17 protein-coding genes are annotated in these 20,134 nt (G+C 51.3%); 7 read left to right on the top strand and 10 right to left on the bottom strand.

Annotation, left to right across the window (positions count from 1 at the left end):
* Positions 1-9 precede the first annotated feature (9 nt).
* From FHD02_RS03350 to tctD, 9 genes are all read right to left on the bottom strand, one after another.
* The gene (locus FHD02_RS03350; protein WP_042313193.1) at positions 10-999 is read right to left on the bottom strand and encodes a glycosyltransferase family 2 protein; all 990 of its coding nucleotides are present in this window, start codon (positions 997-999) and stop codon (positions 10-12) included.
* A 4-nt stretch (positions 1,000-1,003) separates the two neighbouring features.
* The gene (locus tag FHD02_RS03345; RefSeq protein WP_061382307.1) at positions 1,004-2,374 is read right to left on the bottom strand and encodes a hypothetical protein; all 1,371 of its coding nucleotides are present in this window, start codon (positions 2,372-2,374) and stop codon (positions 1,004-1,006) included.
* The gene (locus FHD02_RS03340; RefSeq protein WP_042313188.1) at positions 2,371-3,582 is read right to left on the bottom strand and encodes a lipopolysaccharide biosynthesis protein; all 1,212 of its coding nucleotides are present in this window, start codon (positions 3,580-3,582) and stop codon (positions 2,371-2,373) included. The genes FHD02_RS03345 and FHD02_RS03340 overlap by 4 nt, the downstream gene beginning before the upstream one ends.
* On the bottom strand, positions 3,579-5,699 hold the full coding sequence (locus tag FHD02_RS03335; RefSeq protein WP_220393567.1) for a tyrosine-protein kinase domain-containing protein: 2,121 nt from the start codon (positions 5,697-5,699) through the stop codon (positions 3,579-3,581). The genes FHD02_RS03340 and FHD02_RS03335 overlap by 4 nt, the downstream gene beginning before the upstream one ends.
* A gap of 2 nt (positions 5,700-5,701) precedes the next feature.
* Positions 5,702-6,259, bottom strand: coding sequence for a polysaccharide biosynthesis/export family protein (locus FHD02_RS03330; protein WP_165408572.1), 558 nt, complete (start codon positions 6,257-6,259; stop codon positions 5,702-5,704).
* Between the two features lies 1 nt (position 6,260).
* Entirely contained in the window at positions 6,261-7,547 is a 1,287-nt protein-coding gene (locus FHD02_RS03325; RefSeq protein ID WP_220393566.1) for an outer membrane beta-barrel protein, read from the bottom strand.
* Positions 7,537-8,952 (bottom strand): undecaprenyl-phosphate glucose phosphotransferase, encoded by a 1,416-nt coding sequence (locus tag FHD02_RS03320; RefSeq protein ID WP_220393565.1) that lies wholly within the window; start codon positions 8,950-8,952, stop codon positions 7,537-7,539. Before FHD02_RS03320 ends, FHD02_RS03325 begins: the two co-directional genes overlap by 11 nt.
* Positions 8,953-9,310: 358 nt before the next feature.
* Positions 9,311-10,723: a sensor histidine kinase gene (locus FHD02_RS03315; RefSeq protein ID WP_220393564.1), complete on the bottom strand. Its 1,413-nt coding sequence runs from the start codon at positions 10,721-10,723 to the stop codon at positions 9,311-9,313.
* Positions 10,710-11,384: a transcriptional regulator TctD gene (tctD, locus tag FHD02_RS03310; RefSeq protein WP_061382312.1), complete on the bottom strand. Its 675-nt coding sequence runs from the start codon at positions 11,382-11,384 to the stop codon at positions 10,710-10,712. Before tctD ends, FHD02_RS03315 begins: the two co-directional genes overlap by 14 nt.
* Before the next feature lie 153 nt (positions 11,385-11,537).
* Here tctD and FHD02_RS03305 point away from each other — a divergent pair, with 153 nt between their 5' ends.
* From FHD02_RS03305 to FHD02_RS03295, 3 genes are read left to right on the top strand one after another with little or no spacing between them, the layout of a single operon-like run.
* Positions 11,538-12,515, top strand: coding sequence for a tripartite tricarboxylate transporter substrate binding protein (locus tag FHD02_RS03305; protein ID WP_038632908.1), 978 nt, complete (start codon positions 11,538-11,540; stop codon positions 12,513-12,515).
* Positions 12,516-12,529: 14 nt separating this feature from the next.
* Positions 12,530-12,964: a tripartite tricarboxylate transporter TctB family protein gene (locus FHD02_RS03300; protein ID WP_094301039.1), complete on the top strand. Its 435-nt coding sequence runs from the start codon at positions 12,530-12,532 to the stop codon at positions 12,962-12,964.
* A 10-nt stretch (positions 12,965-12,974) separates the two neighbouring features.
* Positions 12,975-14,489 carry a tripartite tricarboxylate transporter permease gene (locus FHD02_RS03295; protein ID WP_042313169.1) on the top strand — a complete coding sequence of 505 codons (1,515 nt, stop codon included), beginning with the start codon at positions 12,975-12,977 and terminating at the stop codon, positions 14,487-14,489.
* 34 nt (positions 14,490-14,523) lie between these two features.
* Here FHD02_RS03295 and FHD02_RS03290 read toward each other — a convergent pair whose 3' ends face one another.
* Positions 14,524-15,414, bottom strand: a complete 891-nt coding sequence (locus FHD02_RS03290) for a LysR family transcriptional regulator (protein ID WP_079226110.1) — start codon at positions 15,412-15,414, stop codon at positions 14,524-14,526.
* 98 nt (positions 15,415-15,512) lie between these two features.
* Here FHD02_RS03290 and FHD02_RS03285 point away from each other — a divergent pair, with 98 nt between their 5' ends.
* The 4 genes from FHD02_RS03285 to gabD all read left to right on the top strand — a co-directional run bounded on the left by FHD02_RS03285 (position 15,513) and on the right by gabD (position 20,112).
* Entirely contained in the window at positions 15,513-16,115 is a 603-nt protein-coding gene (locus tag FHD02_RS03285; RefSeq protein ID WP_137361184.1) for a short chain dehydrogenase, read from the top strand.
* Positions 16,116-16,374: 259 nt separating this feature from the next.
* Positions 16,375-17,352 (top strand): glutarate dioxygenase GlaH, encoded by a 978-nt coding sequence (gene glaH / locus FHD02_RS03280; protein ID WP_220393563.1) that lies wholly within the window; start codon positions 16,375-16,377, stop codon positions 17,350-17,352.
* Between the two features lie 19 nt (positions 17,353-17,371).
* Positions 17,372-18,640 (top strand): L-2-hydroxyglutarate oxidase, encoded by a 1,269-nt coding sequence (lhgO, locus tag FHD02_RS03275; protein ID WP_137361186.1) that lies wholly within the window; start codon positions 17,372-17,374, stop codon positions 18,638-18,640.
* A 23-nt stretch (positions 18,641-18,663) separates the two neighbouring features.
* On the top strand, positions 18,664-20,112 hold the full coding sequence (gene gabD, locus FHD02_RS03270; protein ID WP_220393562.1) for an NADP-dependent succinate-semialdehyde dehydrogenase: 1,449 nt from the start codon (positions 18,664-18,666) through the stop codon (positions 20,110-20,112).
* Positions 20,113-20,134 lie beyond the last annotated feature (22 nt).

Below are 20,134 nucleotides of genomic sequence, written 5' to 3'. Positions count from 1 at the left end.
CTGCCTTAGTTATTCATGAATGATTTTACTGTCAGGCGGAGTCAACGGATCGCGTAGCGGATGTGTTAACCCTTTAACAAGCCCCGCGGAAAGCACAGCTAAGTTCATCACGCTTTGCAGGCCATTCAGTAACGACCGATTCTGTACGGTTTTCAGTATCACAAAGGCAAGCAATGGCAGAAATGCGATATCGAAAATTTCGAGATTAAAGGTCACCGCCGCAATGAACAAGGCAACCAGGTAAACAGCAAAAATCGCCTCGTTTTTAACCATTTTTAACGCTTTAATGAAATAAGGCTTTCCCCAGGCGCAACGTAAAAATTCGCCCGGAGCCTGATAGTATCCGCTTTTCCAGCGATGCTTCAGCATCTGAAAGGTCGGCATGGTATGCGAAGTATGAATAAAATACGGAATATTCAGACGACGTAATTTATAACCCGCGTCAAGTAAACGCAGGCCGAGTTCAGCTTCTTCATAAGCATGCAGATTACGGTTGGTGAGATAACCAATTTTCTCAATGGCGGAGCGGCGATATAGCCCCCCGCCGCCTAAATGGTCGCTATCCCCTACGGGATAGATTTTATTAATGCGTTGCTTACGCGATTTAAATTCATAGTTAACGGCATCGTCCATTTCGACGGTTCCCGCTACGCCAGCGTATTCCGGTTCCGCCTGCAAAAACGCGACAGCCTGATCCACAAATCCTTCTTCCAGCTCCATGTCGCCGTCCATCAGCAACAGATATTCCCCTTCACTATAAAGGTAACCCAACTGATGTCCGACACCACAGCAACGATCGCCTGGATCGGTTAATGACACCACAGTCACCCCTTTATCGATCGCCAACTGCTGGGTGTTATCCGTTGACAGACTATCTGCCACAATAATTTTATGTGGATAATCAACAAGCTGTTTACGGATACTATCAATTGTTTTCTCAATACATTCAGATTCATTGAGCGTTTTGATACTCACTGAAATAAACGGTTTATTGTCCATACAATTACCCTACGCAGCGAAGGACGGTTCGACGAATCACTAAACTTGATCCTAGTGATAAATAGAACAGGAATTGTAACATCGGTGTAATCATCAGTATCTGGCTGTAAGGTAAGCTAATTAAGCAAGCAATCGCAAAAGCATTAAATGCCGGAGCAAAGCTCAACAACTGAAGATCCTGCGGGTCCAGTTGTTCAAGCATCAGTAAAGGCTTGGGCTGACATATTTTCAGGATATAAATAAATAAGCTAATGAAGATTAACGTGCCAATCACACCCACTTCCCACAGCAGCATACTCAGAGAAGTCGAGTCGAGGATTAAGTTATAAATAATATTCAGAAAGCCCGGCGATACCGTACTCCCGCTGTTAGTGGCGTTGAGTCCATAGCCAAATAACGTTCCTGACAGTCCCCACAGATCATTATTTTTTAGCCAGAACAGGAAAGTCGTAAAGCGCCCTAACTCCCCGGTAGACATAATGTAGTTCGGGTCAAAAATATAGCTCAAAGAGTCGATAAAAATACTCAACGCGCTTTTCGACGGATCGCCGCCAAACGCAGTAGAATAATAATATGCAAGGATAACTATCGACAGGCTAATCAGCAGCAACATCCCCGCCACAATAACCAACAACGTCTTCAGATTAACCTTACTAACATCTTTAACGTAGCTCGGTGAGATCCACACCCACGCCAGGAATAGAGGCGATAGCAGGATAACGAACTTTACTTCACCAATAATGCACAGCCCGATCCCGAGCACAATGTGCAACGCCATGGATTTAAACGTGGTCAGTCCGTGCTTATACTCAGAGACCTTTAACAGCATAATCAGCAGGCAAAACAGGCCCATCGCGGCAGTGTTACCTCCCCCCATCGGGTCGCCGCCAAAGGTACCCACCACGGAATCCCATTTTTCATCTTCACCACGCACCGCGACACGCTGGGGAACAACCAGTAAAACCTGATAAATCATGACCGGGATCTGCGCGTAAAACACCCAGTATAAATAGCGAGTCACGCGATAAATCTGCGACTCCCGGCAAAATCCCAGCAGCAAGCAGATCATCACCAGCGACAGCGCAATTTCATTTTTAAAGGCCACAATCGCGACGGTGATCCCGCCCTGAATCAGAGTTGAGGCCCCGGCCAGTATCAGGAACGAGAAATACAGCGCCAGCACTATCGTCTCCTGCGCATCCAGACGCAGCGAGCCATCCCGCGTCTGCATCACCAATAATCCCACCATCAACAGGGTCAGAAAAAAGGGGATCCATAGCACCGACTGTATGCCGGTAAAGTATTGCACCAGGCCACACAGGATCAGCGTAACGAAGGTATAACCTTGTAAATAATATCCGGTATTCAGCGTCATAGTATCACCGGCCTGTCTTTCAGCAGATTAGCCCGCTTGTTCATTTTCAAATAAATAAAGGCGTAGCGAATAAATGTCAGTGAAGAAAACAAAATCACCGACGTTGCATAGTCTTTATAAAAATAGGGCGTCACGACAAAAGCGAATAGCACAATCGCCAGTTGCTCCAACTGGATGCGCAGAAAATAGCGATGGGAGCCAAAAATTAGCTCTATGACCGTCAGGGGGCTTATCGCCAGCGCCGGGAACAGGTAGGGTAGCATGTAGCGAGACGTTTCAATGGAGTTAATCCAGTCTTCGCTAAAACCGAGGCGCATCACAATCGGATAGAAAATAAACACGCCAAGAGTACAGATAACTCCCAACACCAGCAGCAGCATCCGTACCCGGGTATATTCCTGATAATTAAAGGTGTTATTTCTAAAATCGATAGACCACTTGGAAAAAATAGTATTACGTACCGCGTTCCCGATGATCACCACCGGCGCCAAGCAGAAGCGGCTGACCACGGAAAAATAACCGGCTGTCAGCGCCGAAAACCAGAAGTTAATCAGCATAATCGGCAAATTGCTGCTAGCCATCGCCAACACCTCAGCGCTACCGACTTTAGTAATGTGATGAATATTCTGTTTAAAAAAATGCCAGTTGCTGGCGGGTCGTAAATGCTGGACCGCCACCGAACGAATATCAAACGAATGCAATATACAGCTTACCGTCAGTACCATCGTCGCACAGGCCCACGACCAATAAAACAGCTGCACATGATGCGTAACCAGTATCGAAAGTAATACCACCACAGAAACAGAAATGCGCTGGAAGATCAGAAAACGAAAGTTAGCTGTGCGCAGCGACAGGTTTTCCGAGATGAGAACCCACGCCGTAGCAAGCGTCAGTAAATAGAGGAACAATATGCTCTGGTGGAACAACCACGCGGTCAATACGGCGTAGGGTAAGGCAATAATCGTGCTTTGTATCAGACAAAACACGACATTCTGTACCAGTTCATCATCCTGCTGTTTAGGAATTAAAAGCTGTGATGCAAAGGTACAGACCTGAGCGCCCACCACGGCAATACTGTAGTTGAGCGCATAAAGCCCCACTTCAGCCATATCGTACTTATGTGAGATCAACCAGATAGACAGCGCACCAATCAACTGTGAGATGACTGATGAACCGGCTATCGTGGAGGCGCTCTTCAGTAGACTCATACTCGGCCTGGCGTCGTCATCAGTTGATCGGTACTGAAGTTCAGTGAGCGCAGACCCTCTTGCGTTTCAAGGTCCTTTTCTTCAACCGCATTCAGCACAGCGCCAATCACAACGCCATCATTTTCCTCGATCTTATCCAGCGCGTTGGCTATATGCCCCGCCGAACCCGAGCCGGCTTTCACGATGAAAATAACGCCATCAACGGCACGTTTAATCAATTGCACATCCTGACTCTGATTCACGGCAGCCACATCAATAATGATGCGTTGATAGTGGGATTTCAGCTCGTGCATTAAGGGCTCAAGATGCCCGGACGACAACATAAGTAGAGAAGAAAGGGTGGTCTTCCCGTGCGGGATAAAATCGAGATTATCACTGAGCTTGATCCGCGCCTGTTCAAGCAAGGTCTCCCCACGCAGCAGTTCCGCTACGCCTGCGGACGTTGCCGATGCCAGCTCGGATGAGAGTCCGTCAGTATTGAAGAAATCCGCATCAATAAGCAGCGTTTTCTGGTCGAAACTAAAGGAATTTGCTAACAGACTCGCCAGCAAAGAGCGCCCTTCACGGTGCTCCGTCGACGCCACGGCGAGCGTCTGTAACGGTCGATTATCCAACATAATCCGGGTACGGATACCGTGCACAATATCGGCGTTCAGTGGATTCTTGAGGATCATGTCGCGAACCTGTGCGCGCCCTGAGGTTCCGCTAAACCGACGGATTTCGCCCAGTGGAGTAACGTTCAGGCGTTTTTTCATACGACTCAACGTACGGATTGAGTTGTCCATCGCCGCTTTGACAATGAAATACATGATACTGAACACCACCACCAGCAGAACCACCATCACCAACAAGAGGGATTTATTCGGTTTCGCGGGTTTTAGCGCGGGAACGGCAGGATCATATAACACCGCGTCAGCATTCACGCCGGACAGCGACAGTTCCTGAGTACGTTGATACAGCGATTTATACAGATCTTCCATTTTATCTAACGACAGCTTTTGGCTGTTCCAGGCATCGCGTTTTGAGGCCATTTTCTGGAAGATCTCTTTCTGCTGCGCCACCTGCTGCTGATAGTTCTTTTCATCCGCCAGCGCCGCCAGATATTGCTGACGTAACCCCTCTTTCAGCTCACCCAGTACCCGTCCGGTTTGACTTTGGATCGACTTGACATCAGCTTCTGCTTTTAAAATTGCGGGATTTTTCGGCCCGTATACTTTGCGCAGTTCAGACAACGTGCGCTGCGCCTGAATTAACGCGATACGTAAATCCTGAATCTGGGCGTGGTTAGAGATCGAAGGTTGAGAGATAACGCTCTCCGCCGACCGCCCTCCGCTGTTCACCTCGTTATAGACAGATTCAGCGGCAACGCGACGCTGGGTCGCATCAGCCAGGCGATTGGTGACGATACTTAACTGCTCGGTTTCAAAACCATCGATACCGCGAAAAGTCAGCAGCCCGGCGTTTTTCAGATAGCTGTCCATTTCCTCTTTTTGTTTCGCTATCGACTTCTGAATCTCTTCCATTTTTTCAAAATTCAGTTCGCGGGCTTTCTCTACTTTCAGACGCTTTTGCTCAACCGTATAGTTGATGAAAGCCTGCGCGACGCCGTTGGCAACGTCAGCAGCCACCAGCGGCGAGGGGGATTCATAGGTGATAGACGCCAGGTTCGTTGTACGAATACCGATGACATTCAGGTTTTTCGACAACGTTTTCAGCGCTTGCTCCATCCTCAACTGCCGGCTTTCACTGCTTTCCGCTCCCTGTTTTTCCCCGGTAAATTCCGGATTTTCATCCAGCTTCATATCGCGGACGGCCTGCTCAAGCACAATTCGTGAATGCATCAACGCATATTGCGTTTCGTAGTAACCACTGCGCGTTGAATCGAAACCATCAACCTGTGGGAACGGAGAAACGTTATCGGCCTGTGCTTTAATCAGTACCGTCGCCGTTGAGACATACTTTGAGGACATCATGCTGATTATTGGATATGCCACGACCCCGGCAACGATACCGGCCAGCGCGATTTTCCAGGCGTTCTTTTTCAGCTCTTTGGCAAAGCGGGAGAATTCGACAGTGTTTTCTCGTTTTTTGCCGTTTTCCACTATAGATAGTTTCATCGTCAGAAGAACCCCATGCCAATAATCACGACATCCCCAGGATGAACAGAGTGCGTTAAATCGACATTCTCAAGCAGCTGATTGCTGCCAGACAGGCGAATGTTGATATCTTGTCGGTCAGCACGATCTGTAAATCCCCCTGCCTGCGCAATAGATTTCTCGACGGTAAGACCTGGCTCCCAGGCAAATCCGTTCGGACTTTTCACCTCACCTGAAACATAGTATTTACGGAACTCGGCAATGCTCACCGTCACCATCGGCGTGGTAAAGTAATCTCCCGTCAACCGTTGAGTTAATTCGTTGGTCACTTGATCGACAGTTTTATCTTTTAATTTAAGAGCGCCCACAAACGGAAAATTAATCTCCCCGCTCTTATCCAAAATAAACCGCATCGTCATATCGGGTTGACCGTGAACAGCGATATTGACAGTATCCCCCGCCCCAAGCCGGTAATCCTGCTGAACAGCAGCAGGATCGTCCATTAATCTTGGGCCGGACGTTGAGCACCCGGCCACCAGGATACTGAATAGCAAAAACGCGCACAGTTCTATTATTTTCATTTTAGATCTGAACCTTAGCTTTAAGCATAATCATAGAATTATCATAACCCAACGTTCTAATAACTTCCTGGTTGTCGTTGGGACCGATATAAAACGAGTCAGTATCCTTATTCGAATTCAATGTATCTAATTGATATTTAATCTCAAAATTAACCGATGGCGTATAGTCGTAGCTCATTGTGACGCTAAACACCCCATCTTTATCATGTCGGTCCTTGTTCTGTTTTTTATAGTCTTCCGCAGTGTATGAATAATCCAGCAAAGTCGAAAAACGATTACCTAACCAGAAATGCTGGTAAGAAATGCCATACTGGGTCACTAAAATATATCCCCCAACTTCCGACGGGTCTTTAATGCTTTGCGCCGAGTGGGCCGTGAAAACCGACTGTTGTAGCGGCTTCCACTCTGCTTTTATGTCCCAGTTCAGACCATTAAAATCATGCGAGTTTGCGCTGTTTTCAAATGTTTTGTACAACCATGAAATATTCATGTCGACGTTGGTTTTTCCAGTCAACTGCGATTTCATGCCGTACAGCAAATAGTATTCATTAGTATCTTTTTCTGAGTTGTTGTCATAGCGACGCTGGTTAGTAATAAAGCTATAGCGAAAGCGTGTTCTGGATGTGTATTGGTCAAAAATTTCCGCGACCAGGCTATTTTCATGCCATTCCTGTTCCTGAATGTAATGGTAAAAATCCTCACTGGTATCCTGTACATCAGAAGTATTACCGAAAGTCAGTTTTTTGTATAACAACGCCAGTTCCGCTTTGCCACGCCCATCTGGCGCACCGTAGCTGTAGCGCATTTCACTGTTGATGAAATTTGTCGTCAGTGGCGATTTAATCCCATATTGCTGAAACTGGCCCGGTAAAAAGCCCTCGGTAATACCGCGACCACGGGATTCATGCCCAAGCGAATCCTCCAGATTGAGGGTTAAGCCATGCATGAGTCCATAACGCCAGGCCCCATTAAAACGGAAAAAATGATCGGTGTAGTTATCAGCAGAATCGCTTGAATAGTTACGGTAATCTCCAGAGTACATCAGTAAATACTTATCCTGACCGCGCTCGCCGATCATACTCAGCACTGGCTCTGCGCTCTGAAACGAGGAACCGACAGCATCGCTGTTATGTGGCTGATAAATCACGTTATCATTATAACCATAATCCACAGCGACCTTGCCCTGGAAGTCGATCCCCGCCAAGCCGATGTGTGATTTCGGTGATAAATCAGCCCATGCGGACTGCGCTATCACGATTCCGGTAATAACGATTAATTTAGTATGCATTCTTACCGACAAATCCTTTGAAAATAGTTTTAATGATAATTTTTATATCCAGCCACAATGACCAGTTTTGAATGTACTCAATATCGTACTGAACCCGTTTTTCCATCTTATAAAGCGCATCGATTTCCCCACGAAAACCATTAATCTGCGCAAGTCCGGTGATGCCAGGCTTTACCTTATGGCGGATCATGTAATTTTCGACCTGTTTGCGGTACTGCTCATTATGCGTAACCGCATGGGGTCTGGGACCCACAATCGACATACTTCCCTGCAATACGTTAATAAATTGCGGAAGTTCATCCAGAGATGTACGGCGTAAGAAGCTACCGAATTTCGTCACCCGCGGATCGTTTTTCGTGGCCTGAATTACCGTCTCGGAATTCTCCATAACGCGCATAGTACGAAATTTCCAGACCTTAATTTTTTGCCCACTCAGACCATACCTGTCTTGTTTGAAAAACACCGGACCACGAGAAGTGAGTTTGATACCAATAGCGATAACCAACATCAGCGACGAAATCATCAGCATAATGATGCTGCCAAGAACCAAATCTTCCGCCCGCTTAATAAACGAACCCGCCCCTTCAAACGGCGAGCTAAAGATACCGATGGTTTGCAGGTTGTGGATAGAACGTAGCTTGGACATATTGTTGCTGTAGGTATAAAAGTCAGGAACAATATAGGTATCTACGGTGGTGTCTGACATCATGGTCAAAAAATGGCGGATGCGATGCAGCGCCACCATCGGTAAAGCGATATAGATTTCGTCTATATTTCCCAGTCGGGCTTCCTCAACCAGATTAATCACCGGGCCACGAAAGGGGCTTTTAACCTTATCTACAATGTCGCCACAGCGCGATAACGCACGCTCATCATAAAAAGCCAAATCCAATTTGATATCGGCGTACTCATTCAGTAACGCGCTTTCCGCGGCCAGACCATTGTCGGTCAAACCAATAATCGCCACGCGCATACTCTTTTTCGTTGAATATTTAAAAATAAAAAAGCGAATGTAATAAAGAAAAGGTAATGGAATAAAGTACCAGTAAATAATGGCAGAATAAAAAGGCGAAGGTAGCCTGTCTAAGTAACCGAGGGACTCCGGCTCTGCCACCGTCATACTCACCAGCTCGTTAAAAAATATAGCCAACAGCGTACAAAAAAGTAACCGCTTTTGATTACGCAAACCAATCGTTTTAATCTTTTGCTGATAAATTTTGATATATTCAGCAAACAATAAAAAAAAGACGGAGAACAGAATACTCAGAATAGCAATGGTGTTAAATGGCATCAACCCCAGCAGATGAGCACTAAAAATTAACGTCACATTAATAACGATAAAATCAACCAGTTTTAAAAAGACTGGATATCCTTGACTGCTAATCTTTAGCGATTTTTTAAGCATATCTCAGCCCATTATCTATTGATATTTAATTATTTTTTTCTCATTTCATGATGCTAATTATATCACAAGTCTAAAAAACGCAATGCTCCATTGTCAGTAAATGTAAAAAATAATGTTTGCATGTGTGAAAATTCGCCGCTGTGTGATTTTATAACTATGATTTTAAAGGAAATTAATACAACCAAACCATTTACCATAAAATCAAAAAAGACGATTTTTCACAACAAAACCATCATTGACAGTTAACAATTTATGGTCTACGCGAAAACATTTTAGGTATGACAAATTTCACAATGGTGTTATTTGATTTATTTTGAATCACCCTTTCATTGCGGCTAAACACCACAATAAAAATATCTCAGCCAGCAACGCTTAAAAAGCGCACCCGCACGCTTAACCCACCTAAGATTTCGCTACGTGTCAGCTGCGGATGTGTACGGTGTAAACGCGCAATGTCGTTAACCAGCGCCAGACCAATTCCTGCGCCTGGGACATTGCCAACGTTATCGAGTCGATGAAACGGTAGCATCGCCTGATGAACCATCTGATCATCTATACCTGGCCCGCTATCCTCGATCACTAGCACCACGGCTTCGCCTTCACGCTGCAGTCGGGCTGTCACCACACCATGCGGCGGCGTATATTTCAGGGCGTTATCAAGTAGATTCCCACACAGTTCGCCGAGCAGGACTTCATCGCCCTCAATCCACACCGCGCCCTGTTCCCCCTCATAACCCAGATCGATAGCTTTACTGCGTGCCTGCGCCAGCCGGGTAAAACAGCTGCTTTGCACCACCTCATACAAATTAACCGGTGAGAAGTGCTTTTCTCCCTGCTCTTTGCGCTTCACAGCCGACAGCTGAAGCAGCCTTTCCGTCAGTTGAATCGTGTTATCCAGAGTCACGCTCATGGCCTGTAAACTCTCGTACCACTGCTGAGGCTGCGGGCTGGCGAGGGCTACCGCCGCCTGAGTTTTCAGTACCGCTAATGGCGTTTTAAGCTGATGGGACGCGTCAGCGCTGAAGCGTTCCTGACGAGAGATAAGGCCGCGCAGTCGGTCCAGATAGCGGTTAAACGCCACAATCAGCAGACGGGTTTCCGACCACGGCAACAGCTCCGGCAACGGCGTCAGCAGCCCAGGCTCGCGACGTACCATCAGCGATGACAACTGGCGCATCGGACGTAGCACCCGGCGCAGCAGCCAGCCAACCAGCACCAGCGTGAGCATTACCAGCAGTCCTTGCGAAACCCACGAGGAGAACAGCAACTGTCGCGCCAGATAACGCCGTGATTGCAGCGTTTCAGCGACATAAATCTCTGCCATGCCGATAATACCGCCCTCGTTGACGGGCTGTAGCAAACGCGCCACGCGGATTGCTTCGCCGCGATATTCAGTGTGATAAAACCACGCCAGCGCCGGATAAAGTCGTGTGCGCGAGGTGGCAGGCGGCATCGCAGGTAAATCGTCATAACCTGATATCACCTTCCCCGCCGGGTCGACCACTTTGTAATACAGCCTGTCGTTCATATTCAGTTCAAAGCTGTCCAACACCACCCACGGCACATTCACTTCCAGCCGTTTATTACGTACCACTAACCGCTCAGAGACGGTTCTGGCGGACGAGAGCAGCGTCCGATCATACGCCTGCGTCGCCGCCTGTAACGCGCTGACATAGCTGTTAAACGCCGACAGCCCCCACAGCAACAGCAGCGGTAATCCGAGAAACATCAGCAGTTGCAGATACAACGACTGAGGCTTAACCCACCTCATCGCTACGCTCCAGCACATAGCCCAGACCACGTAGCGTGGCGATGCGTACATCGCTTCCCTGAAGTTTTTTACGCAGACGATGGATGTACAGTTCGATACTTTCTGGGCTGACCTCATCGCTCAAACTAAAGACCTGCTCAAACAACTGCTGGCGCGAAACCGGGCGCAACCGACGGTACATCAGCACCGTCAGCAGGGCCTGCTCACGCGGCGTAAGCGCCAACGGTTGCCCCTGCAACAGAAAGTAGCCTTCATCATGAAACGCCAGTTCGCCCAGTTGCTGTATGCCTTGTACCTGCCCCGCGCTGCGACGAAGCAAAGCCCGCAGCCGGGCATCCAGTTCCTCAATTTCAAACGGCTTTGCCAGATAATCATCGGCCCCGACGTTTAACCCTTTCACCCTGTCGGCCACCGCGCCGCGCGCCGTCAACAGCAGAACGGGGAGCGTCTGGCCGCGCTTGCGCAGCCGCTGGACGACTTCAAGACCGTCCAGCCCCGGCATATTGATGTCCAGCACCGCCAGCGCGTACGTTTCGCTATGTAAAAGATGGTCGGCCGCCTGGCCATCAAAAACGCAGTCAACGGCAAAACCGTTTTGCACCAGCGCTTTCTCCAGCCAGTGAGCTAACTCACGGTTATCTTCCGCTAATAAGAGACGCATATCACATCCTGTAAAGTTTCTGCCGCATTGAAAGGGAATTGAAAGGTTAATGTTTTAACAATCACGCAACCGAACCGCTACACATCGGCTCACATAATCACAAAAATCTTCTTTCGTACCTGAAAATCCGGTTTTCCGGTGTGAGGATAAACAATGAAAAAACAATTACTTCGTACCCTTACTGCAAGCATTTTACTGATGAGTACCTCTGTTCTGGCAGAACAAGCGCCATCGCGCACCGAATGTATCGCCCCGGCGAAACCCGGCGGTGGCTTTGATCTCACCTGCAAGCTGATTCAGGTGAGCATGATGGAAACCGGCGCTATCGAAAAACCGATGCGCGTAACCTACATGCCCGGCGGCGTTGGCGCTGTGGCCTATAACGCAATCGTCGCTCAACGCCCGGCTGAAGCAGGTACCGTGGTGGCTTTCTCCGGCGGCTCCCTGTTGAACCTGTCACAAGGTAAATTTGGTCGCTATGGCGTGGATGACGTGCGCTGGTTGGCAAGCGTGGGCACGGATTACGGCATGATCGCCGTACGCCAGGACTCACCATGGAAGACGCTGAAAGATCTGCTGACGGCAATGGAAAAAGATCCTAACAGCGTAGTTATTGGCGCGGGTGCCTCAATCGGTAGTCAGGACTGGATGAAGTCGGCGCTGCTGGCGCAAAAAGCCAACGTCGATCCGCACAAGATGCGCTATGTAGCCTTTGAGGGCGGCGGCGAACCGGTTACCGCGTTGATGGGCAATCACGTACAGGTAGTTTCCGGCGATCTCAGCGAGATGGTGCCTTATCTCAGCGGCGACAAAATCCGCGTGCTCGCGGTGTTCTCGGAAGAACGCCTGCCGGGTCAGTTAGCCAATGTGCCAACCGCCAAAGAGCAGGGTTACGACCTGGTGTGGCCGATCATTCGTGGCTTCTACGTTGGACCAAAAGTCAGTGATGCCGAATACCAGTGGTGGGTCGATGCCTTTAACAAACTCCAGCAAACCGAGGAATTTAAAAAGCAGCGCGATCTCCGCGGCCTGTTCGAGTTCAACATGAGCGGTAAGCAACTCGACGAGTACGTGAAGAAGCAGGTTACGGATTATCGTGAGCAGGCGAAAGCCTTCGGTCTGGCGAAATAAGCGCAGAGGCAAAGATGATGAGCGATCGTATTTTTGCAGGTATCTGGCTGTTGCTCTGTATAGCCGGGCTGTTCGTGGCCTGGCAAATCAGCAGCGAATACAGCTATGAGCCGGTTGGCCCGCGTCCCTTTCCGCTGGGCATTATCAGCCTGATGCTGTTATGCGCCGTGGCGCTGCTGTTGCGCCACCCGGACACCATCAGTTGGCCTCGCCGCCATGTGCTGCAAAAGCTGCTGACGATGGTGATTGTTCTGTTGATGTACGCCTGGGGTTTTGAATGGCTCGGTTTTCCCATCGCCACCGCCATTCTTACCGTGGTGATTGGCATGCTGTTCGGCGCAACCATTCCGGCTGCGGGTATTTCCGGCGCGGTGCTCGGCATTCTGTTGTGGTATGCCTTCGACCGGCTGCTTGACGTCACCTTACCACTCGGCGCCTGGCTGGGTTAACGGAGAAACGATGGATACCTGGATTTATCTTTCTCAGGGTTTCGCGGTGGCGATGACGCCGGAAAACCTGGTTATCGCCTTGATTGGCTGCTTTGTCGGCACCATCGTCGGGCTGCTGCCCGGCCTCGGGCCGATTAACGGCGTGGCGATCCTGCTGCCGCTGGCTTTCGCGTTGCACCTGCCGGCTGAATCTGCGCTGATCCTGCTGGCGACGGTCTACATTGGCTGTGAATACGGCGGGCGTATCTCCTCCATCCTGCTGAACGTGCCCGGCGATGCGGCAGCAATTATGACCGCGCTGGATGGCTACCCGATGGCGCAACAAGGGCGCGGCGGCGTCGCGCTCTCTATCTCGGCGGTCAGCTCATTCTTTGGTTCGCTTATCGCTATCGGCGGCATCATTCTGTTTGCCCCTGCGTTAGCCCAATGGTCGCTGGCCTTCGGTCCGGCGGAATACTTTGCCTTAATGGTTTTCGCCATTGCCTGTCTCGGCAGCATGATGGCGCAAAATCCACTGAAATCATTTCTGGCAGCGCTTATCGGTCTCGGCCTTGCGACCGTCGGCGTGGACGCCAACACCGGGGTTTATCGCTTTACCTTTGACAGTGTTCATCTCTCCGACGGCGTGCAGTTTATCGTGGTAGTAATTGGGTTGTTCTCTGTCTCAGAAATACTGTTAATGCTGGAACATACCAGCAGTGGCCAGACGCTGGTGCGTAAAACGGGCCGCATGTTGTTCAATGCCAAAGAAGGTGCGCAGTGCGTGGGCGCCACCCTGCGTTCATCGGTGATCGGCTTTTTCGTCGGCGTCTTGCCTGGCGCGGGCGCAACCATTGCCAGCGCTATCACTTACATGACCGAGAAAAAGCTCAGCGGCAACAGCGACAGCTTCGGCAAGGGTGATATTCGCGGTGTGGCGGCACCTGAGGCCGCGAACAATGCCTCGGCCTGTGGCTCTTTTATTCCGATGCTGACGCTCGGCGTTCCAGGCTCCGGCACCACGGCAGTGATGATGGGCGCGCTGACCCTGTACAACATCACCCCTGGCCCGGCGATGTTCACCGAACAACCGGATATCGTTTGGGGACTGATTGCGGCGCTGCTGATTGCCAACGTGATGCTGCTGGTGATGAACATCCCGCTGATCGGTCTGTTTACCCGTATGCTGACCATCCCACTGTGGTTTTTGGTGCCCGCTATCGCAGCAGTCTCCGCGGTTGGCGTGTACGCCGTTCACAGCACTACCTTTGATCTGGTGTTGATGGTCGCCCTTGGCGTACTGGGCTACATTCTGCGTAAGATGCACTTCCCGATGTCGCCATTGATTTTAGGCTTCGTGCTGGGCGAAATGCTGGAGCAAAACCTGCGTCGGGCGCTGTCTATCAGTAACGGCAGCATGGATATTCTGTGGGCCAGCGGCGTAGCAAAAGTGCTGCTGGTGATGGCGGTACTGGTTATCGTGATCCCGCCGGTGCTGCGCCTGATCCGTAAGCGTAACAGCAAACCGCAGGTGGATATCGGCTAGTAATATGCCGGATGGGCATCGCCATCCGGCATTTTCATCTTAATTCCTGAACTGCACTAAGAACGTGCTCGACAAACCGCGTCAGTTTCGGCAACGCACGCAAATCTTGCCGCCACAGCAAATGAATGGGTCGCGGCTGCGGCGTAAACGCCTCCAGCACCCGCACCAGTCTGCCAGTAGCTAACTCTTCCGCCAGCAGCACCTCCGGTTGTAACAGCAGCCCCGCCCCCGCCACTGCCGCCATACGCAGGCCATGACCATCGTTACAGCGCAGGATCGCATCGCGTTTCCATCTGACTTCGCCCCCTGCGCCCGGTAGCATCCATTCGTTGCGGGCCGTCCAGACGGTGTGGGACAGGCACAAATGATCCACCAGATCCGCGGGCGTGAAGGGGGTGCCATGACGAGCGAGATAATCCGGCGAAGCGCAAATCGCCATACGGTACGGACACAGATATTTCGCCACCACATCAGTCTGATGGATATCGCCAATGCGGATCGCCAGGTCAACCCCTTCATTCACCAGATCGACCATCCGATTGGTCAGATCCAGTTCAATTCGCACTTCCGGCCAGGCCTGTAAAAACGAGGCGGCCAACGGCGAGATCACGCAGGCACCAAAGGAGGTTGGCGCGCTGATGCGCAGCGTCCCCGCAGGCGCCAGCCGCAGACGCTCCACTGAACGTTCGGCTATCGTCACCTGTTCCAGCACACGCCGGGCTTCTTCAAAATAGACACGACCGGCATCGGTCAGACTCTGGCGACGCGTGTTGCGCTCCAGCAGGCGCGTACCGAGTTGCGCTTCAAGGTGGGTGATATATTTCCCCACCATCACCGCAGACATCCCCAGTCGCGTTGCCGCGGTGGTAAAGCTCCCGCTCTCCACCACCGCGATAAACGTTTCCATGCCGCGCAGTTTATCCATATTGCAAACCCCTGGTTAGTAATCATCTAACTTTTAGCCAGTTTATCCGATTTCATTTTCATTAAAGAATAGCGGCTCACACTAATGCGGAGGTGGTTATGAAAATTGTTATTGTTGGTGCCAGCGGTACGGTGGGTCGTGCGGTTACAGAAACATTAAGCCGTAAACATGAAGTGATCCGTGTGGGTCGCAGCCAGGGTGATTACCAGGTCGATATCACCTCCCAGAAGAGTGTCGAGGCATTGTTTGAAAAAGTCGGTCGGGTAGACGCGATCGTTTCCGCCACCGGCAATTTGTTCTTTGGGCCGTTATCCACCATGACCGATCGGAATTTTAATCAGGGTTTACAGGATAAGCTGTTAGGGCAAATACGACTGGCCTTAACCGGGCAGCATTACCTCAATGATGGCGGCTCGATTACGCTCATTAGCGGTATTATCGCTCATGAACCCATCGCGCAAGGCACAAATGCGGCAACAATCAATGCCGGTCTGGAAGGGTTTGTTCGCGCAGCAGCCTGTGAATTGGGTCGTGGACTGCGCATCAACCTGATTAGCCCAACCGTACTCAGTGAATCCGCCGCAGCCTACGACGATTTCTTCCCTGGCTTCGAAAGCGTCCCGGCCGCCACCGTTGCCAACGCCTATCGCCGCAGTGTGGAAGGCATCCAAACGGGTCGCATTTATCAAGTCGGTTACTGACTTACTGCTGTCGCTGGTTTATCTCCAGCGACCGAGCAATTAACCCTATGTTTTAAAATACATTTTCTTGCCAACCTTCCCTCTACTCGCAGATATCCTCACCTTTTATAATGTTAAATAATTGTTGCTTTTGATCACAAATAAGAAACAAACAAGTTCATTCTGTGCGCGTTTTTCAAAAATGTAGATATTTTTAATTTATGGCTACGAAACGAGCTGCGCCATATCTCCCTGACAATCTACTGAGAGGATCGATTTGATGAACGCACTGACTGCCGTACAACCGAACGCTGAAGATCCAGCCCAGCACTACAGCGGTTTCACACTGAAACCATCAGTCCAGTCTCCACGCCTGCTGGAGCTGACTTTTTCTGCCGAAACCACTGAGCAATTTCTGCAGGCCGTCGCGCAGTGGCCGGTGCAGGCCCTGGAATACAAATCTTTCTTGCGTTTCAAAGTGGGCAAGATCCTCGATGATTTGTGCGGCAACCAGTTACAGCCCCTGCTGCTGAAAACGCTGCTCGATCGTGCCGAAGGGGCGCTGCTGATCAACGCCGTCGGCGTGGATGACGTGGCGCAGGCTGAAGAGATGGTCAAGCTGGCAACGGCGGTCGCGCATCTGATCGGACGCTCCAATTTTGATGCGATGAGCGGTCAATACTATGCCCGTTTTGTGGTGAAAAACGTCGATAACTCAGACAGCTATCTGCGCCAGCCGCACCGTGTTATGGAGCTGCATAACGACGGAAGCTACCTCGAAGAAATCACCGATTACGTGCTGATGATGAAGATCGACGAGCAGAACATGACCGGCGGTAACTCGCTGCTGCTGCATCTCGACGACTGGGAGCATCTGGATCAGTACTTTACCCATCCGTTGGCGCGTCGTGCGATGCGCTTTGCCGCCCCGCCAAGCAAAAACGTCAGCAAGGATGTGTTCCATCCGGTGTTTGACGTTGACCAGTTGGGCCGCCCGGTAATGCGCTACATCGACCAGTTCGTCCAGCCAAAAGACTATGAAGAAGGCGTCTGGCTGAGCGACTTGTCCGATGCGCTGGAAACCAGCAAGAACATTATTTCCGTTCCGGTTCCCGTGGGTAAATTCCTGCTGATTAACAACCTGTTCTGGCTGCACGGTCGCGACCGCTTCACCTCGCACCCTGACCTGCGCCGCGAACTGATGCGCCAGCGTGGTTATTTCGCTTACGCGACCAACCACTACCAGACCCATCAGTAAGCGCGAAGGAAAAAAGCGGATGTATGATTTTGTGATTATTGGCGGCGGTATTATCGGCATGTCGACCGCCATGCAACTGATTGATGTCTATCCGGACGCCAGAATCGCGCTGCTGGAAAAAGAGTCCGGCCCGGCCTGTCACCAGACGGGCCATAACAGCGGCGTGATTCATGCCGGGGTTTATTACACGCCTGGCAGCCTGAAGGCGCAGTTTTGCCTGGCCGGAAATCGCGCCACCAAAGCCTTTTGTGATCAAAACGGCATCCGCTACGACGTCTGCGGGAAAATGCTGGTTGCCACTTCCGCTCTGGAAATGGAACGCATGCGCGCGCTATGGGATCGCACCGCCGCTAACGGCCTGGAACGCGAATGGCTGAATGCGCAGGAGCTACGCGAGCGTGAACCCAATATCACCGGGCTGGGCGGCATTTTCGTCCCGTCGAGCGGGATCGTCAGCTACCGCGAAGTCACCGCCGCGATGGCAAAGATTTTCCAGGCCAAGGGCGGTGAGATTGTTTATAACGCCGAGGTCAGCGCGCTGAAAGAGCATGCCGCGGGCGTGATCGTCCATACGCGTCAGGGTCAGGAGTATGAAGGGTCAACGCTGATTAGCTGTTGTGGCCTGATGGCGGACCGACTGGTGAAAATGCTCGGCGTTGAACCCGGCTTTATCATCTGTCCGTTCCGTGGCGAATACTTCCGTCTGGCGTCAGAACATAATCAGATAGTCAATCATCTGATCTACCCGATCCCCGACCCGGCGATGCCGTTTCTCGGTGTGCATCTCACCCGCATGATTGATGGCAGCGTCACGGTGGGACCCAACGCGGTACTGGCATTTAAACGCGAAGGTTACCGTAAACGCGATTTCTCACTCAGCGATACGCTGGAGATCTTCGGCTCTTCCGGCATCCGCCGCGTACTGCAAAACAACCTGCGCTCCGGGCTTGGCGAAATGAAGAATTCGCTGTGCAAAAGCGGCTACCTGCGGCTGGTGCAAAAGTATTGTCCGAGTCTGACGCAGAAAGATCTGCAACCGTGGCCTGCAGGCGTGCGGGCGCAGGCTGTGTCTCCGGACGGCAAGCTGATCGACGATTTCTTGTTTGTCACTACGCCACGCTCCATTCATACCTGCAACGCCCCTTCTCCGGCGGCGACATCAGCGATCCCTATCGGCGCGCATATTGTCGGCAAAGTTCATGCACTGCTGGAGAGCCAGAGTAATCCCGGACGCATGCTGCGTGCGGCACGTAGCGTGGAGACATTACACGCCGCATTCACCCGTTAACATGATTAAGACAGGAAGCAATTATGCAACTGAACGATCCAACCTTATTTCGCCAACAGGCGTTGATTGACGGCAACTGGCGTGACGCCAACAACGGAGAGACCATCGCAGTAACGAATCCCGCCAACGGTCAGCAATTGGGTAGCGTACCGAAAATGGGGGCGGATGAAACCCGTGAAGCCATTAACGCCGCGAACCGCGCTCTACCCGCCTGGCGTGCACTGACCGCCAAAGAGCGGGCCAATATTCTGCGTCGCTGGTTCAACCTGATGATTGAACATCAGGACGATCTTGCTCGTCTGATGACCCTGGAACAGGGTAAGCCGCTGGCGGAAGCCAAAGGCGAAATCACCTATGCCGCCTCATTTATTGAGTGGTTTGCCGAAGAGGGCAAACGCATTTATGGCGATACGATCCCCGGCCATCAGGCAGATAAGCGTCTGATCGTCATCAAGCAACCAATCGGCGTGACCGCCGCGATTACGCCGTGGAACTTCCCGGCGGCGATGATCACCCGCAAAGCCGGTCCGGCACTGGCGGCGGGTTGCACCATGGTGCTTAAACCGGCCAGCCAAACCCCCTATTCCGCACTGGCGCTGGCAGAGCTGGCCAATCGCGCCGGGATCCCGGCTGGCGTATTCAGCGTGGTGACCGGTTCAGCAAGCGCGGTCGGTAACGAACTGACCGGCAACCCGCTGGTGCGCAAACTGTCATTTACCGGCTCCACCGAAATTGGCCGTCAGCTGATGGAACAGTGTGCCAAAGACATCAAGAAGGTGTCACTGGAGCTGGGTGGCAATGCGCCGTTTATCGTCTTTGACGATGCCGATCTCGACAAAGCCGTGGAAGGCGCGCTGGCGTCGAAGTTCCGTAACGCCGGGCAAACCTGCGTCTGCGCCAACCGTCTGTACGTGCAGGACGGCGTGTATGACCAGTTTGCCGAAAAACTCGAGCAGGCGGTGAGCAAGCTGCGCCTCGGTGATGGTCTGCAACCAGATGTCACCACCGGGCCGCTGATCGACGAAAAAGCGGTCGCCAAAGTGCAGGAGCACATCGCCGATGCCCTGGATAAAGGCGCGCGCATTATCGCGGGCGGCAAGCCTCACGCGCTGGGCGGTAACTTCTTCCAGCCCACCATCCTGGTCGATGTGCCGGACAACGCGAAGGTCGCCAAAGAAGAGACATTCGGCCCGCTGGCGCCGCTGTTTCGCTTTAAAGACGAAGCTAACGTCATCGCGCAGGCCAATGACACCGAGTTTGGCCTGGCAGCCTATTTCTACGCCCGTGATTTAAGCCGCGTCTTCCGCGTTGGCGAAGCGCTGGAGTACGGCATCGTCGGGATTAACACCGGCATCATCTCCAACGAAGTCGCCCCATTTGGGGGGATAAAAGCCTCCGGTCTTGGCCGTGAAGGATCGAAATACGGCATCGAAGACTACTTAGAAATCAAATATATGTGCATCGGCCTTTAATAAAACAAATACTGGAGAACAC

It is taken from the genome of Citrobacter sp. EC_71, from assembly GCF_019584005.1.
GTDB classification, from domain to species: Bacteria; Pseudomonadota; Gammaproteobacteria; order Enterobacterales; family Enterobacteriaceae; genus Citrobacter; species Citrobacter werkmanii.
This window is presented reverse-complemented; position numbering and strand designations above follow the sequence as displayed.

Coding starts and splice junctions, on each gene's coding strand:
- FHD02_RS03290 (WP_079226110.1), bottom strand. CDS start 15,414: ATGGATAAACTGCGCGGCATGGAAACGTTTATCGCGGTGGTGGAGAGC.
- tctD (WP_061382312.1), bottom strand. CDS start 11,384: ATGCGTCTCTTATTAGCGGAAGATAACCGTGAGTTAGCTCACTGGCTG.
- FHD02_RS03295 (WP_042313169.1), top strand. CDS start 12,975: ATGGATACCTGGATTTATCTTTCTCAGGGTTTCGCGGTGGCGATGACG.
- FHD02_RS03335 (WP_220393567.1), bottom strand. CDS start 5,699: ATGAAACTATCTATAGTGGAAAACGGCAAAAAACGAGAAAACACTGTC.
- FHD02_RS03340 (WP_042313188.1), bottom strand. CDS start 3,582: ATGAGTCTACTGAAGAGCGCCTCCACGATAGCCGGTTCATCAGTCATC.
- FHD02_RS03320 (WP_220393565.1), bottom strand. CDS start 8,952: ATGCTTAAAAAATCGCTAAAGATTAGCAGTCAAGGATATCCAGTCTTT.
- FHD02_RS03345 (WP_061382307.1), bottom strand. CDS start 2,374: ATGACGCTGAATACCGGATATTATTTACAAGGTTATACCTTCGTTACG.
- gabD (WP_220393562.1), top strand. CDS start 18,664: ATGCAACTGAACGATCCAACCTTATTTCGCCAACAGGCGTTGATTGAC.
- FHD02_RS03350 (WP_042313193.1), bottom strand. CDS start 999: ATGGACAATAAACCGTTTATTTCAGTGAGTATCAAAACGCTCAATGAA.
- lhgO (WP_137361186.1), top strand. CDS start 17,372: ATGTATGATTTTGTGATTATTGGCGGCGGTATTATCGGCATGTCGACC.
- glaH (WP_220393563.1), top strand. CDS start 16,375: ATGAACGCACTGACTGCCGTACAACCGAACGCTGAAGATCCAGCCCAG.
- FHD02_RS03285 (WP_137361184.1), top strand. CDS start 15,513: ATGAAAATTGTTATTGTTGGTGCCAGCGGTACGGTGGGTCGTGCGGTT.
- FHD02_RS03315 (WP_220393564.1), bottom strand. CDS start 10,723: ATGAGGTGGGTTAAGCCTCAGTCGTTGTATCTGCAACTGCTGATGTTT.
- FHD02_RS03300 (WP_094301039.1), top strand. CDS start 12,530: ATGATGAGCGATCGTATTTTTGCAGGTATCTGGCTGTTGCTCTGTATA.
- FHD02_RS03325 (WP_220393566.1), bottom strand. CDS start 7,547: ATGCATACTAAATTAATCGTTATTACCGGAATCGTGATAGCGCAGTCC.
- FHD02_RS03305 (WP_038632908.1), top strand. CDS start 11,538: ATGAAAAAACAATTACTTCGTACCCTTACTGCAAGCATTTTACTGATG.
- FHD02_RS03330 (WP_165408572.1), bottom strand. CDS start 6,259: ATGAAAATAATAGAACTGTGCGCGTTTTTGCTATTCAGTATCCTGGTG.